The organism is Pontibacter brevis, assembly GCF_054779655.1.
Genome location: NZ_BAAGXV010000090.1, coordinates 166,018 through 181,787 on the forward strand (window position 1 = coordinate 166,018; position 15,770 = coordinate 181,787).

General features: G+C 47.7%; 14 protein-coding genes. 6 read left to right on the plus strand and 8 right to left on the minus strand.

The window, feature by feature from the left end:
- Positions 1-28 precede the first annotated feature (28 nt).
- The 8 genes from rpiB to ACYVB1_RS21645 form a co-directional block, all read right to left on the minus strand.
- On the minus strand, positions 29-466 hold the full coding sequence (rpiB, locus tag ACYVB1_RS21610) for a ribose 5-phosphate isomerase B (protein ID WP_460925900.1): 438 nt from the start codon (positions 464-466) through the stop codon (positions 29-31).
- On the minus strand, positions 466-1,320 hold the full coding sequence (tatC, locus tag ACYVB1_RS21615) for a twin-arginine translocase subunit TatC (protein WP_460926077.1): 855 nt from the start codon (positions 1,318-1,320) through the stop codon (positions 466-468). Before tatC ends, rpiB begins: the two co-directional genes overlap by 1 nt.
- A 30-nt stretch (positions 1,321-1,350) precedes the next feature.
- Positions 1,351-2,625 (minus strand): serine hydroxymethyltransferase, encoded by a 1,275-nt coding sequence (gene glyA / locus ACYVB1_RS21620; protein ID WP_460925901.1) that lies wholly within the window; start codon positions 2,623-2,625, stop codon positions 1,351-1,353.
- 191 nt (positions 2,626-2,816) lie between these two features.
- Positions 2,817-8,900 (minus strand): IPT/TIG domain-containing protein, encoded by a 6,084-nt coding sequence (locus tag ACYVB1_RS21625; protein ID WP_460925902.1) that lies wholly within the window; start codon positions 8,898-8,900, stop codon positions 2,817-2,819.
- Positions 8,901-9,338: 438 nt separating this feature from the next.
- Positions 9,339-10,034, minus strand: coding sequence for a metallophosphoesterase (locus tag ACYVB1_RS21630; RefSeq protein WP_460925903.1), 696 nt, complete (start codon positions 10,032-10,034; stop codon positions 9,339-9,341).
- Between the two features lie 99 nt (positions 10,035-10,133).
- Positions 10,134-10,394 carry a hypothetical protein gene (locus tag ACYVB1_RS21635; protein ID WP_460925904.1) on the minus strand — a complete coding sequence of 87 codons (261 nt, stop codon included), beginning with the start codon at positions 10,392-10,394 and terminating at the stop codon, positions 10,134-10,136.
- A 94-nt stretch (positions 10,395-10,488) separates the two neighbouring features.
- Positions 10,489-10,791 carry a hypothetical protein gene (locus tag ACYVB1_RS21640; RefSeq protein WP_460925905.1) on the minus strand — a complete coding sequence of 101 codons (303 nt, stop codon included), beginning with the start codon at positions 10,789-10,791 and terminating at the stop codon, positions 10,489-10,491.
- An 86-nt stretch (positions 10,792-10,877) separates the two neighbouring features.
- Complete coding sequence (locus tag ACYVB1_RS21645; protein ID WP_460925906.1) at positions 10,878-11,738, minus strand: SDR family oxidoreductase; 861 nt, start codon at positions 11,736-11,738, stop codon at positions 10,878-10,880.
- 107 nt (positions 11,739-11,845) lie between these two features.
- On the opposite strand from ACYVB1_RS21645, the gene ACYVB1_RS21650 reads away from it, so the two are divergent.
- From ACYVB1_RS21650 to ACYVB1_RS21675, 6 genes are all read left to right on the plus strand, one after another.
- On the plus strand, positions 11,846-12,091 hold the full coding sequence (locus ACYVB1_RS21650) for a 4a-hydroxytetrahydrobiopterin dehydratase (RefSeq protein ID WP_460925907.1): 246 nt from the start codon (positions 11,846-11,848) through the stop codon (positions 12,089-12,091).
- A 202-nt stretch (positions 12,092-12,293) separates the two neighbouring features.
- Positions 12,294-13,004: a 16S rRNA (cytidine(1402)-2'-O)-methyltransferase gene (gene rsmI / locus ACYVB1_RS21655; protein ID WP_460925908.1), complete on the plus strand. Its 711-nt coding sequence runs from the start codon at positions 12,294-12,296 to the stop codon at positions 13,002-13,004.
- Positions 13,004-14,236: an Lnb N-terminal periplasmic domain-containing protein gene (locus tag ACYVB1_RS21660; protein WP_460925909.1), complete on the plus strand. Its 1,233-nt coding sequence runs from the start codon at positions 13,004-13,006 to the stop codon at positions 14,234-14,236. The genes rsmI and ACYVB1_RS21660 overlap by 1 nt, the downstream gene beginning before the upstream one ends.
- Complete coding sequence (locus ACYVB1_RS21665) at positions 14,233-15,036, plus strand: inositol monophosphatase family protein (RefSeq protein ID WP_460925910.1); 804 nt, start codon at positions 14,233-14,235, stop codon at positions 15,034-15,036. The genes ACYVB1_RS21660 and ACYVB1_RS21665 overlap by 4 nt, the downstream gene beginning before the upstream one ends.
- 31 nt (positions 15,037-15,067) lie before the next feature.
- Positions 15,068-15,244 carry a FeoB-associated Cys-rich membrane protein gene (locus ACYVB1_RS21670; protein ID WP_460925911.1) on the plus strand — a complete coding sequence of 59 codons (177 nt, stop codon included), beginning with the start codon at positions 15,068-15,070 and terminating at the stop codon, positions 15,242-15,244.
- Between the two features lie 160 nt (positions 15,245-15,404).
- Positions 15,405-15,743, plus strand: coding sequence for a hypothetical protein (locus tag ACYVB1_RS21675; protein ID WP_460925912.1), 339 nt, complete (start codon positions 15,405-15,407; stop codon positions 15,741-15,743).
- Positions 15,744-15,770: the final 27 nt, after the last annotated feature.

Here is a 15,770-nt window from a genome sequence, read left to right on the forward strand (position 1 = left end):
CCTTTTCTTTTAAAGCAGTAGCCTCCTTTTAGCAGGCCTCTATTTTGTCTATGCGCGTCTGGTGGCGGCCTCCTTCAAAACCAGTAGACAGGAACACCTTCACCATTTCCCTTGCCACATCCTCTGAGACAAAACGGGCCGGTATACAAAGCACGTTGGCATTGTTATGCTCCCGCGCGAGTTTGGCCAGTTCAGGCTTCCAGCAAAGCGCCGCACGTATGTCGTGGTGCTTGTTTGCCGTAATGGCCACACCATTGCCGCTCCCACAGATTAAAATGCCAAAATCCGCCTCCTCGTTTGCCACAGCTTTTGCCAGCGGGTGCACGTGGTCCGGGTAGTCTACAGAAGCGTCAGACTGTGGGCCAAAATCCTGTATCTGGTGGCCAAGCGCTTCCAGTACAGCTTTTACCATACTTTTGTAGGTATAGCCGGCGTGGTCTCCTCCAATTGCAATGTTCAGTGCCATTATATTGTATTATTTTCGTTCAGTTTCTTCAGGTCTCTTTTACGGATGGATTGTGAAATGTGGATGCTTATCTCATACAACAGCATCAATGGCATTGAAATCAGCAACTGGCTGATAACATCCGGCGGTGTGATGATGGCTCCCACAATTAATATCACCACAAATGCGTGGCGGCGGTACAGTTTCATTGTCTCAGCCGTTATGAGCCCTGCCTTTGTCAGGAAGAACACGATCACGGGCATCTCGAACATAAACGCACAGGCCAGGCAAAGCGTGGTGAGGGTCGAGATGTAGGAAGACAGGTCAAACTCGTTTATGATTGTAGGGTCTACCTGGTAGCCAGCCAAAAAGTTAATGGAGATAGGCGACACTACATAGTAGCCAAACAGCAGTCCCATGATAAACAAGATGGACACAAAGAATACTGCTCCCTGTGAGTTCTTTTGCTCCTGCGGGTAAAGACCGGGTTTCACAAAACGCCAGATCTCCCAAAAGGCATACGGAAAGGCACAGGCCAGGCCCAGTATGACTGAAACAAGCAGGTGCATCGTAAACTGCCCGCTCATCTGCCGGCTTTGGATGGTAAAGCCCATCTCTGTTATGCAAAGCGCGTCCGAACCTATTCTATTCCCAATATCGCACATCACCCGGTAGCTCAGGAAATCTGTGCGGGAGGGAGCCAGAATGATATCATGAAACACGAAGCTCTTTGCCAGGAAAGCAATTGTTCCGAATACTAGTATAGAGGCTAAAGCCCGAATAAGGTGCCACCTCAGTTCCTCAAGATGGTCCACGAAGGACATCTCATGCTGCTCTTCTCCTAGCTGCTCTTCCCCTATCTGTGGTTGATCCATCATCACAATTGTGGCCCCTGTTCTTTAGTGTTAGTAAGCAAAAAGCGGATACTCCTGCATCCAGCTGTTAATGTCTTTGCGCGCTGCATCAATCTTGCTGTCATTGTCGTGGTTGGTCAGCACGTTATCAATCAGCTCCACAATACGCACCATACCGTTTTCTTTCAGTCCACGGGTAGTTACAGCGGCTGTACCTACGCGCATACCTGAGGTCACGAACGGTGATTTATCATCAAAAGGCACCATGTTTTTGTTGATGGTGATATCGGCTTTTACCAGCGTGTTCTCTGCCAGCTTACCTGTCAGCCCTTTCGAACGCAGGTCGATCAGCATCATGTGGTTGTCTGTACCTCCTGATATGATGTCGTAGCCTCTTTCAACAAAAGCTTTGGCCATTGCCTGTGCGTTTTCCTGCACCTGCTTTACATAACCCAGATAATCGTCAGAAAGTGCCTCATAATACGCTACCGCTTTCGCCGCAATCACGTGCTCCAGCGGACCGCCCTGGGTACCCGGGAAAACAGCGCCATCCAGCAACGACGACATCATGCGGGTTTCGCCTTTTGGTGTTTTCAGGCCGAACGGGTTCTCGAAGTCTTTGCCCAGCATAATCATACCGCCTCTTGGGCCGCGCAGTGTTTTGTGCGTGGTAGTAGTTACGATGTGGCAATGCTCAAACGGGTTGTTCAGCAAGCCGCGCGCAATCAGGCCGGAAGGGTGGGAGATATCTGCCAGCAGCAGGGCACCTACCTCATCGGCAGCGGCACGTAGTTTTTTATAGTCCCAGTCGCGGCTGTAGGCAGAGGCGCCACAGATTATCAGCTTCGGACGCTCCCTGCGGGCTGTCTCTACTACTTTATCAAAATCAATGAGGCCTGTTTCCTGCTCCACGCCATAAAAGGATGGGCTGTACAGCTTACCAGAGAAGTTTACCGGCGAGCCATGCGTTAAGTGACCGCCATGCGACAGGTCAAAGCCAAGAATTTTATCGCCCGGCTGCAGCACAGCCAGCATAACCGCTGCATTTGCCTGCGCGCCAGAGTGCGGCTGCACGTTTACCCACTCCACACCAAACAGTTCTTTGGCACGGTCGATGGCCAACTGCTCGGACTGGTCCACTATTTCGCAACCGCCATAGTAGCGTTTGCCGGGTAAGCCTTCTGCATACTTGTTGGTCATGACGCTGCCCATGGCTTGCATCACCTGCTCTGATACAAAGTTCTCAGAGGCTATCAGTTCAATACCATGCGTCTGGCGGGCTTTCTCTCTGGCTATAAGGTCGAATATGGCTGTGTCTTTTTGCATTGCTTCGGTTGGTTTATAGCTTTCAAAATTAAAGTATGCTACGGAATAAACCAATGTTTCAGAAGTTTATATACGACGTGCCCACGGCTATCAGATTTAGGGGGTGCTGAAATTGGAACACGAAGTGCTGTAAAAGCAAAAGCCCGGTACCTATGGTACCGAGCTTTTGCAATGTCAGTAGGTTTATGCGCTTACTGCTTTACTACTTTTACCTGACGTTGCTGACCGTTCAGCTCTACCGTTAGGATGTACAGGCCGTTCGGCAATTGGTCGTAAACCGGCAGCTGCACTTCGTTTTCACCTTCAAGCAGTTCTGCTACTTTCGCATATACCTTCTTGCCCGTCATGTTATGCAGGGTGAAGGTTGCCTTACCCGCTACCGCTGCCGTGATAAATACTTTAGAGTTGTAGTTGATTGGGTTTGGTGCCACCAACAGTTCCAGTACCAGTTCCTGTGCTTTTACTGTTACGGCTACCACTTTGCTGTAAGATGAGGTGCCGTCCAGGTCTACCTGCTTCAGACGATAGTAGCGTATGCCGTTCGCGTTGCCCAGGTTGTGCGTGAACTCATAGGAAGTACGGATGCTGCTGTTTGTTGTCTTGCTAGCTACACGTCCTACTTTCTCAAAGCTATGCACTCCGTTCAGCGACGTCTCTACCTCGAAGTGGGAGTTATCTTTCTCCGAAGCCGTTACCCATGTCAGCTGCGCCTTGCTGCCCTGTACTGTTGCCTTGAAAGACATCAGTTCTACAGGGAGAGGGGTTACTGTTGAGTTTAGTTGAACTTCGCCTCTCACAGCATCAAAGGAGCTGTTCGCCACCATTCCTTTTTGGTCAGAACTGGCGTCTTCGGCAGGCTGGCTTCTTACCCAGATTTCTGTCACTGGTACAGTTCCAGAAGCATCCGGTACAATTGGATCCAAGGCCTTAACCCAAGCGCTATCAGCTGCATTCGCATCAAGAGAGATGTAGAAATCGTTTAATCCCTCTGTTCTCAACACTGCTATGTTCAGGTTTTCTCCAACCGCCAGATTTGTAGCGCTTACTGTATAAGATTGCGCCGCTGATATTGTTCCTGCTTCAACTTTGAAAGTCAAGCTTGTAGGAGTAACTGTAATTGTAGGAACTGCAATGTTCAGCAACTCCGAGCTTGTTTCGTTTCCTTCTGCTGCCGTTATCGATACCGTATTGGTTCTTGCTCCTCCTGGCACAAGCATCTCCACTGTTGTCGGATCATTTACTCTTTCAAAGAAGTTTGCATTTACAGAGCCAATCTTCGCAGTTCCTAAATCTTTCAGCTGGTAGCCTCTTACCAGCACAGTTTCTTTGATTCGGGCCGGGCTTGATGCGCTTATGATACTACCATCGGCATGTTCAAATCTCACAATCACCGGGCTTGTAACTGTAAATACGTCTACGTCTGTTTGTGTAGATGCTGCTGTCGTTGTTTCCCCGGCTGCATTGGAAACTCTGATAATACCCGTAATAGCGTCGTTTGGTACTACAACTTTGATTTGACGCGCTTCGATTAAATCCTCGCTGCTTACAAGAGCTGATAACTCAACCTGGTCTACAGGAGCCGCCGGTATAATTTCGCCGCCATGGCCTTTAAAGAACACCTTGATTTGACCATCTACATCAATCAGGCTTTCACCTGTGATATTTACTTCATACCCTGATGGTCCTTCCTTCAAAGTAAAGTCATGAATAACCGGCGTTTTTACAACTCTGAAGATCTGCGTACTTGTTACAGTTGTACTAACATTGTAAGGTGTAGTTACCGCAATCTTACCTATTGTAGCGCCGGTTGGCACCGTTACAGAGATTGCTGTAGGAGAAGTTACAGTATAAGTAGTAGCTATTACTTCATCTGCCTCATCACCAATGCCCAGGAACTCTACTTTTGATGCATCATCGAAGTTCGTGCCATTGATAGTGAAAGTTGCTCCTTCTAAGCCTGCATAAGTACTGAAGCCAGTGATTGTTGGCGCTCCGATGATGGTCAGGCTACTATTTGACTGGCCTGTACCACTACCACTCTGCACTCTTACAGCACCTGATACAGCATTTGCAGGAACCGCTACCTCTAAAATATCCACACCGTCTTCTGTGGTGCTCATAGTAGATGTTATGATTGTTCCTGCTACTCGCGTACTATTTGCTCCGGCGAATGTTACTGTAGGTGTAGACGTACTTCTTTCTGTTCCATTAAAATATTCGTCAAATCTGGAACCTGTGATGGTGACCTTACTCACACCTGCATAAACTCTTGTATCACTAGTCTTACCAGTCTCAGTTACACCGGTTATTATTGGTTTATATACCGTTAGAGCAGTTGATGTTCCTGTTCCACTCTGTGATGTTACACTTAATACATTTGAGCTGTTGTGAAGAACTACTGGGGCTGTAAATGTAATGGTACCCTCACCCGTGTCTTCATTTGTCAGGCTTACAGTAAATTCTGGTATATCAATGCCACCGTAAGACATGCTGGTAACATTGATGAAGTTAGTACCCGTGATTACTACCTGCTCGCCTGCATAGACTGCTGTAGGAGCTACGCTTGTAAGAACTGGCGCAAGCACACTAAACTGCTTCGGCGCACTCTCGCCGCTACCAGATATCACTGTGAGGTTACCAGTTGTAGCTCCATTTGGTACTGCTACAGTTATCTCTGTATCAGTGTAATTTGTAGCTGTTACTTGAGTTCCATTGAAATTCACAACAGGCGCTTTTGTGGCTTCTCCTCCTGCTCCATTGTTCAATGTTTCATCCCAATATTTAGTAAACAGTGTGCCTGTAATTGTTATGACAGTTTTGTCCACATAGCCTTCTGCTGCACTTATGCTGCTTATTATTGGCTCAAGTACAGTATAGTCATCCGTGCTTGTTCCTGTACCTGCCGGGGTTGTCACCGCCACTTTACCTATGCCTCCGTCAAACGGCGCTTTTACAGTGATAAGCTGGTAACCTGTTGGCTCCCCGTTCTCCACCTCGTCCGTAACTGTATTAACTATGGTAGCTGTTCTGCTATTGAAAGTTACTTCCGTCGCGTTGGTAAAATACTGCCCCCGAACTGTTACCAGCTGATTAGCATAGCTTGTAGTAGGAGTAGCTGTGTCATTAGTGAACGTAATGTTTGCAGGCACCGGCACTGTAAAGTCACTTTCGCTTACCGCTTCTCCTGCGGCTGCAGTTATTTTGATTTTGCCTGTTGTAGCGGCGTAAGGTACTGTTACAGTAAGCTTATCAAATGCCTCATTAATTTGTACAGTACTCATGTCTGCTGGCACATCATTGAAGTACACTCCTGATACTTCTAAGAAATTGGTACCCGTGATTGTAACAGATGTTCCGGCTACCCCTTGCGTAGGGTCAAAGGAAACAATAGTAGGAGCAGGTATAACCGTAAAGTTTTCGGATGTTGTAAACACAACTGCTCCATCTACCACTAAGCTTAAGGGACCCGTCGTGGCACCAGTTGGTACGTTTGTAGAAATCGTTTTTCCATCCTGGCTTGGTATTACAGCGATTAGTGTTCCGTTGAATCCAACTGCAGTTACATCTCCTAGCAACCAACCTGTGATTGTTACAGCATCGCCTGCTTTTCCTCTGTCCGGAGTAAAGCTGGCAATTTCAGGGGAGGTCACCACAGTATAGACTTCACTTGGGTTACTGTCACCGGCTGCATTCGTTACCATCAGTTTACCGGTTACGGCACCCGCTGGAACGGTAGCTGTAATTTGTGTTGCAGAGTTAACAGTGATAGCTGTAGCTACCACTTCATCACCTTCTAGATCTGCTCCAAGGAAGGTAACAGTGATACCTTCACCAATAAAGTTAGTACCCGTAATCACTACTGTCTCTCCAGCTGTGCCTTTTACAGGGCTTATGCCTGTGATTGTTGGCAGTTGAATAATGGTAAAGTTTTCCTCACTGCTACCAGTTCCTTCAGCATTTGTAACAGTAATCAAACCTGTGGTTGCATCGGCTGGCACATGTACAGTTAATTTTGAATCCGACACCAGCGTAAAGCCGTTTGGATTTGTATCTGCATTGTACGCCGCAACTGGACTGCTTTCACCAAACGTAATAGAAGTGGTTCCGGTAAAGTTGTAGCCTTCAATTGTTACAAGATCTCCTGGTACACCTAGCTTTGGATTGAAAGCCTGAATAACCGGAATGACAATCACTTCATAGGTAGTAGTATTTACAGAATCGGCTGGATTCGTTATCTGAAGTGGTCCGGTAACAGCACCATCCGGCACGGTTACTACTAGCTCTGTATCGTTGGGTGCAGAGAACACAGTTGCTATTACATCATCTTCCGCTCCCTCAGCACCCAGGAAGACCACTTCGCTCACATACTTAAAATAATTTCCTGTGATGGTGATTTCCTGCCCGATTGGGCCTTTGGTTGGCACCATGCTACTATACACCGGCGCATGTATCACTTCAAAAGGGCCTTCCCACACAGCTTCGCCACCCAAAGTAGTTACAGTTACGCTGCCTGTTGTAGCATTTTCCGGCACATTGAATGTGATCGCTGTACCAGTCACTACAAATCCAGTAGGGTTCTCTATCTCATCATATGGCGTTATTGTTGTAGTGCCGAGCTTAACCGCTGTCGCAGTCTCAAAGTTTTGACCAGTGATAGTGACTTCTTTGCCTACTATACTGTATGTTAAACCACCCTCAGTAGTCGCTACACTTGCAATAACAGGAGCAGGAACAAAGGTAAACTCCTGCGTACTTGTCGCTGTTTTACCTTCACCCGGGGCTATAACCTGAATAAAACCTGTACTGGCATCGGCAGGGACCAATACCGCTAATTGGGTATCGCTTGTCACAGGTGTCACAATTGTTCCTTCTCTGTCATCTTCAGGTGTTGCCGGATCTCCCAGAAACACCACACGGCTCACACCTGACAGGTTTGTACCTGAAATAATTACCTGCATGCCTGGGCCTGCTGACGTTGGCTCAAAGCTTGCTATGGTTGGCGCCGGCACATCAAATGCCGTTGTGCTTACATCTTCGCCGGCAGGGCTTTTAACAGTAATCAAACCTGTGCTCGCACCAAGAGGAACAGCTACTGATATCACTGTATCGTTCACTGTGAAGTTAGTGGCAGTGACACCATTAAAGAGCACCTCGTTCACAGCAGTGAAATATTTACCGTAAATGGTTACAGTAGTACCAACAGGGCCGCTTTCCGGATCAAACTCCTGCATTTTACCATTCACATCGGTTGCGATAATCTGAGGGCCCAATACATTAAATGTTGTTGTACTTACATCCTGCCCAGCCGGGCTTTTAACTGTAATCAGTCCTGAACTTGCGCCATTTGGCACAGTCACCTTGATTTGATTGTCATTTACAAATATTATTGTTGCAGGGTCAGCGGCTACGCCGTTGAACAGCACTTCATTCACACCAGTAAAGTACTGCCCGTTAAGTACTACCACTTCGCCTGCACCTGCGCTGGTTGGCTCAAACTCATTCGTCGCAGCAAACTCGGGAGCTGGCACTATAAAATCTGTTGCACTTGTTGCTTCCCCATAAGGTGTTGTTACTTTTATAGCAGCACTTGATGCACCAAATGGCACCTGCGTATTGATTGTCGTGCTATCTATAACAGTAAAACCAGCAGCTACCTCTCCAAAGGAAACAGCTGTTGCCTCGGTTAAATGAACACCTTTTATAATTACTTCTGTTGTAGGCACACCTCGGTCCGGACTAAAACTAGCTAGCTCTGGCGTTTGCGCTATTTCTACTGCATCCAGGAACACATACGCCTCCGATACCGCAGCTAACTCAAACCTTACATTTGTAGCATTATGCGGCAAGTACACACTCTGGCGTGAGAGTTGTGTTGTAACTGCATGAGTAGTGGCTGTTGAGAATGTTGTGCCAGTTGATGTGCGGTAACTAACTTTAACATCGGCAGTATAAACAGTCCTGGTTGTAGTTGCCCTAAGACTATAGCTTACTTTGTATCCAGTCCGTCCTACCAGTGCATCATCCTGCATTTTGATGTTCACATAAGCAGTTGTAGTCCTGAATTGCGCAGACCCGCCACTTGTGCTCGGGGAGAGATCCGCACCATCTGCGCTCAATCCGCTACTTGTTACATTTCCTGACGCTGTTCGCCAAGGACCATGATAAGTTACCGGAGTCTGCGCCATACCAACGGAGACTATTCCGAGCAGCAGCACGCACTGCAGCAGCAGTGAGCGGAGATGTCGTTTGAAAGGGTGATTGTAGAGTTGTGCCATAGCCTATTTAATAAAATTATAATTTTTCATTGATTTAATAGTAAAGCCGAAATAGTTCGTCCACAAAATAAGATAATTTATTTCTCATATTACTATTAAGTGGGCACTATTTTTATTATTATATATTAATTTTTGTATAAGAAGAGACCTTTCCCCTCTTTTCGCTGACACAGCAACAGAAAAGCGCTCTCTATAGCCATTAAACAACTAAAACAAAACTGCAGGGAAAAGGCATATTGTACTCTTGTGCCTTATATAGCTTAGTTACAACCCATTCCATAAGCCCTATATAAAACGTTTCTAATTTAGAGTATAGGAAACTAGAATACAATTATTTACAATGGCAAAGTTTGAAGATAATTTAACTTATCGAATATTTACAAATATTACATGTTATGTTACAAGAACATCAGCGGGGAAGTTGGATTATGAGGGGCTTTAGCTTTTCCTTGCAACAGGATAGGGGCGGTCCTGGTTGGGCTGTATGTACAGTTCCTGAGTATCCAGGTCTAATGCGATAAGGTTACCATAGGCGGCATTACGGTAGTAGACGCAACCGGCATCCAGGTTCAGCTGCTGGTCTTTGTGCGCAACTGATTTTTTGATGCTGTGCAGGGCGGTGGGGGTGTGGCCGTGCAGCAGACCTTTGTTCTCAATTCTTTGCCAGTCTACTTCATAGCCACGGATGTTCAGCATGGCGTCTTTATCCGCGAAAATATCTTCCTGTGCAAAGTTAAATCCGGCGTGCACGAGGTAGTAGTCCGGCAGTTCGAGGTAGTAGGGGAGCTTTTTTAAAAACTTCCTGTATTTTTTTGGCAGGTCTTCAAACGACTCAATCTGGAAGCTCTGCAGGACAAGTTTCTTCTCTGTATCTGTTAAACTTAAAGCTTTGGGGCCTTTTTTAGCGGCTTTCAGCAGCATCTGGTCATGGTTGCCACGCATGCAGTACACCTGGTATTGCTGCTCCTGCAGCTCCAGTATAAAATCGATGACACCTTTGCTGTCCGGCCCTTTGTTAACTAAGTCGCCCAGCACATACAGTTCGTCTGATTTCTGAAGGTTTAGCTGCTCCTGTACGAGTGCTCTGAAAGTACGGGCACAGCCGTGTATGTCGGTCAGGGCGTAGCGGGCCATGTTTATTTATTGAATGGGAGTTTTGTGGGGCAAAGTTACAAACAGAAATAGCACCCGTTGCAGCAGGTGCTATTTCTATTCTGAATTCAGGTAAGGTTATTAATTATACTTGTTGTTGTCAATATCAGGCTTGTGCGTATTACGGTTCACGTTGTTTGTTTTTACTTTAACCCCGTTCTCACTTGCATCAGCCGCAATTTCACCCGAGCCGTCTGTATACTTTTTTGCTAGTTCCTCGTGCTCTGCGCGCGTTTGGTTTCCTGGGTCAACCGGCTTTCCGCCGGCAGCTTTGTCCTGGCCTCTTCCTGTTGGTTTTCCTTCGTTTTCTGCGCTTGCTTTTGTGTGCTTATATGATGGCATAATTTCCTCCTTCTAATTTAAATGAAACATGAGGCGCTTCTTTAAGATTAGCTTAAGCTTTCTGTAGCGCCTGTATTTTTACTTTCTATCTGGCTTAAGCACCACGGCCTTCTTCTTCGGTCCGCATGTTATCCGCTGGCGGAATACCGTCGTCGGAATAATCGTTTACGCCGGTAGCGCTCGGGCCGTTGCCTGCCGTATCGCTGCCATAGCCTTCCTTGCCGTCGCGGTTACCGAAGCCACCGCGCTGGTGCTCGTTCTTTGGCGGATCTGCACCCGGTATAATGTGCCCGGCCTGCATCTCCTGCATACTTGTGTCGTCTTCTATTACCTGAAAGCCTCTTTTGTTAGGCTCCTGGTTCTTCAGTTTATTTTTGTCTTCTTTATCTTCAGCCATAATCGTAAACTTTAAATGGATGGGCAGCTTTCAAAGATGCCTATGTATGGTTTTACTCTATTTAGCCCTTTTGGGTTTAGGGCTGGCTATGCACCTACCTGCTCCCCACCATTAATATGAATCACCTGGCCTGTGATATAGGAACCATCATCTGAAGCCAGGAAAACATAAGCCGGCCCCACTTCTGATGGCTGGCCGGGCCGTTTTAACGGCACATTCTGCCCGAACTCCTTTACTTTCTCCTCGCTGAAGGAAGCCGGTATCAGCGGTGTCCAGATGGGGCCGGGAGCTACGGCATTCACGCGTATGTTCTGCTCTGCCAGGTTAGCGGATAAAGAACGGGTAAAGGCAGTGATGGCCCCTTTGGTAGAGGAATAGTCCATGAGGTGGTGGCTACCACGATAGGAAGTAACGGAGGTGGTATTGATGATAGCGCTGCCTTTTGGAAGGTGCTTCAGAGCTGCCTTCGTGATGTAGAACATCCCAAAGATGTTGGTCTGGAAGGTGCGCTGCAGCTGCTCCTTTGAGATGTCTTTCAGGTCCATCTGTTCGTGCTGCTCGGCGGCATTGTTCACCAGTATGTCCAGTTTGCCCAGTTCATCTACAGTACGCTGCACTGCCTTCTGACAAAACTCCTCATCACCCACATCGCCGGCCAAGATGATGCACTTGCGGCCTTCGTCTTCTATCATCTTCTTTGTGTCCTGCGCATCCTTGTCTTCGTTCAGGTATACAATGGCTACATCGGCACCCTCACGGGCAAAATGCACAGCCACCGATCGGCCTATCCCACTGTCTCCTCCTGTAATCAGCGCTACCTTTCCCTTGAGTTTATCGCTTCCTTTGTAGGAGTCGCGAATAATCTCCGGCTCCGGTGTCATTTTATGTTCATCGCCCGGCTGCTTCTGTTGTTTCTGTGCCGGTAAAGATTCTGGTTTGTTTTCCATAGGTTTATAGGGTTAATTTCGTTACAGTCTTAAACTATACGCCTGCACCACCTGCTTGTTTCTAAAACAGGCAGGCCAGCGGCAAGTGCAACTAAAACAAAAAAACGATGTGGCAGGAAGAAGACAACAAGTTAAAGAGCAGCCTCACGTTCAAAGACTTTGAACAGGCCATGGCATTTATGAATGAAGTGGCCGCTGTGGCCCAGGAAATGGATCATCACCCGTGGTGGAGCAACGTGTACAACAAAGTAGACATTGAACTTTACACCCACGATGCCGGCAACACCGTCACCATCCGCGACCACAAACTGGCAAAGCGGATTGAGGAAATTTATGATAAGTTCGGGAGTTAGAGGGTTGTCAGGAGTTAGAAAGGTGTAGGGTTGATAAGCGCATTTACTGTAGGAGTGGCAGTAGCTTTGTTAACACTGCCGATCTCTTCCATTTGCCGGCACTATAGATTTTATACTTTTAACTTTTTAACCTTCTAACTTTTAACTCCTGACAACCCTCTAACTTTTTAACTTTCTAACTTATCTAAGTTATCTTTACCCCATGCAGGAACAAGAAAAGACAAACCTATACCTGGTGCCCACACCCATCGGCAACCTAGAGGATATAACACTGCGTGCCATACGGGTACTGAAGGAGGTGGATGTGATTCTGGCAGAGGACACCCGCACCAGCGGCAAACTGCTGCAGCACCTGGGCATTGACAAGCGCATGCACAGCCACCACCTGCACAACGAGCATAAAGCCACAGCCCATTTGGTAGACCGCCTGAAGGCGGGGGAGGTGATGGCATTGATTTCGGATGCAGGCACGCCGGGCATTTCTGACCCGGGCTTTTACCTGGTGCGCGAGTGCCTGAAACATGACATCAAAATAGAGTGCCTGCCAGGGGCGACTGCCTTTGTGCCTGCTATTGTAAAATCCGGCTTCAGCACCGACCGCTTTACCTTTGAGGGTTTTCTGCCCGTGAAGAAGGGCCGCCAGACACGCCTGCAGAGTCTGGCAGAAGAGGAGCGCACTATGATTTTCTATGAATCGCCGCACCGCCTGCTCAAGACGCTGACACAGTTTCAGGAGTACTTTGGAGGTGACCGCCTGGCATCTGTTTCACGTGAAATCACAAAGATGTTTGAGGAGACCATCAACGGAACTTTGGACGAGCTCATTCAGGTTTTCACTACTAAAGCCATAAAGGGCGAGTTCGTGATAGTGGTATCAGGCGCCACAAAAGGCAGCAAATCCGATAAAGAATAATGAAAAAATATATCAAGCAATTGGGGCTGGTCCTTGCGCTCTGTTTGTTCTCCTTTCAGGGTTGGGCACAGTTTGAGAACATGCAGCTTTCGCCACAGGCTAAGATCAGCCTGATTACCTGCTCCAGCGGTCCGGAGCTCTACGCCATTTTCGGACACAGCGCCGTGCGCGTGAATGACCCTGTGAACGGGTTCGACATTGTTTTTAATTACGGCACATTCGATTTTAACGAGCCGAACTTCTACCTTAAGTTTGCCCGGGGTAAGCTCCGGTACAAGCTTTCTATCGCCTACTTCCGTGACTTTGTGTACAGCTACTCCATGGACAACCGCTCAGTGTATGAGCAGGAGATGAATTTTACTGAAGAGCAGAAACAACAGTACTGGAGCTTCCTGACGAACAACTACCTGCCGGCTAACCGTTTTTACCTGTACGACTTCTTCTTCGATAACTGCGCCACCCGCATCCGCGATGGCGTAGAGGCTACTTTCCCAAGTCAGGTCCGGTACAACATCAGCCATTTTGATGAAGACATGAGCTTCCGGAACCTGATAGACCTGTACCTGCCGCCACAGCCCTGGGGGGATTTTGGCATTGATCTGGCCCTGGGAGCCCGTATAGACCGCGAGGCAGCGCCTTATGAGTATATGTTTCTGCCAGACTACCTGTCCAAGGGCTTTGCCAATGCCACGCTCACGGATAATGGGCAGACACAGCCACTGGTAGGGGAGATGAAGGTGGTGTTTGAACGCGACCCCGAACTTTTCTCCCGTGGTATATTCACGCCAACGCTTGTGCTGTGGGTATTTTTTGCTGTGGTGCTGGTCCTCACTATAATGGATTTGATGAAACGCCGCCGAAGCAGGGTATTCGATATGGTGTTCTTCTTTATTACTGGTCTGGTGGGCATTATACTCCTCCTGCTCTGGTTTGCAACAGACCACCAGGCAACAGCTTATAACTTTAACCTGCTTTGGGCCATACCTACGCATGTGGTGGTAGCTTTTTTCCTCGGCCGCAACGCACTGCAGGATTGGGTAAGCAAGTATATGCTGGCAACGGCCATCGTGGCAGCTGTGCTACTGGTGTTCTGGCCCTGGTGGCCACAGATGCTCCACACCGCCTTTGTGCCGTTAACCCTGGCCCTCGGCCTGAGAGCTACGTATACCGTATGGTTTTCTAAAAAGATTAGAACAGAGACCTTAACCCCAAGAGCAGAAAAAGCAATATGAACTTAAACCAGGTATCACAGAACTTAAATATTATTGCCCGCCGCGTAGGTGGTTTTATCAGACAGGAAGCCAGTACCTTCGACCGCTCCCGGGTGGAGATGAAGGGCTTTAACGATTTAGTGTCCTATGTAGACAAGCAGGCGGAAGAGCAACTGGTGGAAGGGCTTCGGGAACTATTGCCAGAGGCTGGCTTTATTACCGAAGAAGGCACCGACACCACGAAAGGGGAGCGCTATAACTGGATTATTGACCCTCTGGATGGCACCACCAACTTTACCCACAGCCTCCCGATATTCTGCGTAAGCGTGGGTCTGCTGGACGGAGACGAAGTGGTAGCAGGGGTGGTGTACGACCCGAGCCGCGACGAGTGCTTCTCAGCCTACAAGGGCGGCGGTGCCTTCTGCAACGATAACCCTATTAAAGTTTCTGATGCTCCGGCTCTGAAGGACTCTCTTATTGCCACAGGGTTCCCTTACTATGATTTCGGCCTTACGCAGCAGTACCTGCAGATATTAGGGGCTTTCATGGCTAAATCACATGGCATACGCAGGCTGGGCTCTGCCGCCCTCGACCTGGCTTATGTAGCGGCCGGCCGCTGTGAGGGTTTTTTTGAATATAACCTGAACCCGTGGGATGTAGCAGGCGGAACCATTATTGTGCAGGAGGCAGGCGGTAAACTGAGCAAATTTACAGCTGATGGAGACTATGTCTTCGGGCGGGAGATTGTGGCCAGCAACCGTAACATCCATTCTGAAATGCTGGAAACCATAAAAGAGCATTGGAAGCCAGCAGCGGAATAAACTTTTTACACCCTTATCCAGTTGTTAAAGCATGGTACAGGAACTGATCATACTCGTGGTTTTTATAGCGGCCGCATTCTACATGGGCCGCCTGGTGTATCGCAGCTTTGCAGCCAAAAGCGGTTGCGCCAAAGGCTGTGGTTCCTGCTCTACCATTGATTTCAAGAAGATTCAGCAGGACCTGGAGAAGCGGCAGGCAAAAGCATAAATAGCTTTAGGCCTTGATTGATACCCATCTAGGGGCGCTTTTTACCCCTTAACCAGGAGTACAGGAGTAGCTATCCTATTAAAAATTCATCTGCTCGTATCTAAACTTTGTTTTTTCGTATAGAATTGTACGCTAGTTCGAACATTAAAAAACGAAAACTATGGAAGATAAAGAAGAATTAACCACCCTTGTAGGTGTACTGAATAAGATTCGTAAGGAGGGATACAAAACTGACTTTAAGGTTACCGAAGATGGTCTCCTCGCCACGATGGATGACAAAGAGACTTTTACCCCAGAGCAGGTACGTATTGTAGACTTTTACCGCTTTGAGGGAGAAACAAACCCAGGCGATATGGCTATTCTTTATGTTCTGGAAACAACAAGCGGACCAAAAGGTAGCATTACCAATTCCTACGGTGCCTATGGCGATGAATCCATAGAAACCTTCATGAAAAAAGTGGAAGACCTGGGCATGGACCTGGATAAAGGCAACAGATAAATGCCAAGCATATAAAAACAAAAAGGC

What these genes read in the sequence shown, in the direction of transcription:
- tatC (WP_460926077.1), bottom strand. Translation starts at nt 1,320, where the DNA reads ATGGATCAACCACAGATAGGGGAAGAGCAGCTAGGAGAAGAGCAGCAT.
- rpiB (WP_460925900.1), bottom strand. Translation starts at nt 466, where the DNA reads ATGGCACTGAACATTGCAATTGGAGGAGACCACGCCGGCTATACCTAC.
- ACYVB1_RS21670 (WP_460925911.1), top strand. Translation starts at nt 15,068, where the DNA reads ATGGTACAGGAACTGATCATACTCGTGGTTTTTATAGCGGCCGCATTC.
- rsmI (WP_460925908.1), top strand. Translation starts at nt 12,294, where the DNA reads ATGCAGGAACAAGAAAAGACAAACCTATACCTGGTGCCCACACCCATC.
- ACYVB1_RS21645 (WP_460925906.1), bottom strand. Translation starts at nt 11,738, where the DNA reads ATGGAAAACAAACCAGAATCTTTACCGGCACAGAAACAACAGAAGCAG.
- glyA (WP_460925901.1), bottom strand. Translation starts at nt 2,625, where the DNA reads ATGCAAAAAGACACAGCCATATTCGACCTTATAGCCAGAGAGAAAGCC.
- ACYVB1_RS21640 (WP_460925905.1), bottom strand. Translation starts at nt 10,791, where the DNA reads ATGGCTGAAGATAAAGAAGACAAAAATAAACTGAAGAACCAGGAGCCT.
- ACYVB1_RS21625 (WP_460925902.1), bottom strand. Translation starts at nt 8,900, where the DNA reads ATGGCACAACTCTACAATCACCCTTTCAAACGACATCTCCGCTCACTG.
- ACYVB1_RS21635 (WP_460925904.1), bottom strand. Translation starts at nt 10,394, where the DNA reads ATGCCATCATATAAGCACACAAAAGCAAGCGCAGAAAACGAAGGAAAA.
- ACYVB1_RS21660 (WP_460925909.1), top strand. Translation starts at nt 13,004, where the DNA reads ATGAAAAAATATATCAAGCAATTGGGGCTGGTCCTTGCGCTCTGTTTG.
- ACYVB1_RS21675 (WP_460925912.1), top strand. Translation starts at nt 15,405, where the DNA reads ATGGAAGATAAAGAAGAATTAACCACCCTTGTAGGTGTACTGAATAAG.
- ACYVB1_RS21665 (WP_460925910.1), top strand. Translation starts at nt 14,233, where the DNA reads ATGAACTTAAACCAGGTATCACAGAACTTAAATATTATTGCCCGCCGC.
- ACYVB1_RS21630 (WP_460925903.1), bottom strand. Translation starts at nt 10,034, where the DNA reads ATGGCCCGCTACGCCCTGACCGACATACACGGCTGTGCCCGTACTTTC.
- ACYVB1_RS21650 (WP_460925907.1), top strand. Translation starts at nt 11,846, where the DNA reads ATGTGGCAGGAAGAAGACAACAAGTTAAAGAGCAGCCTCACGTTCAAA.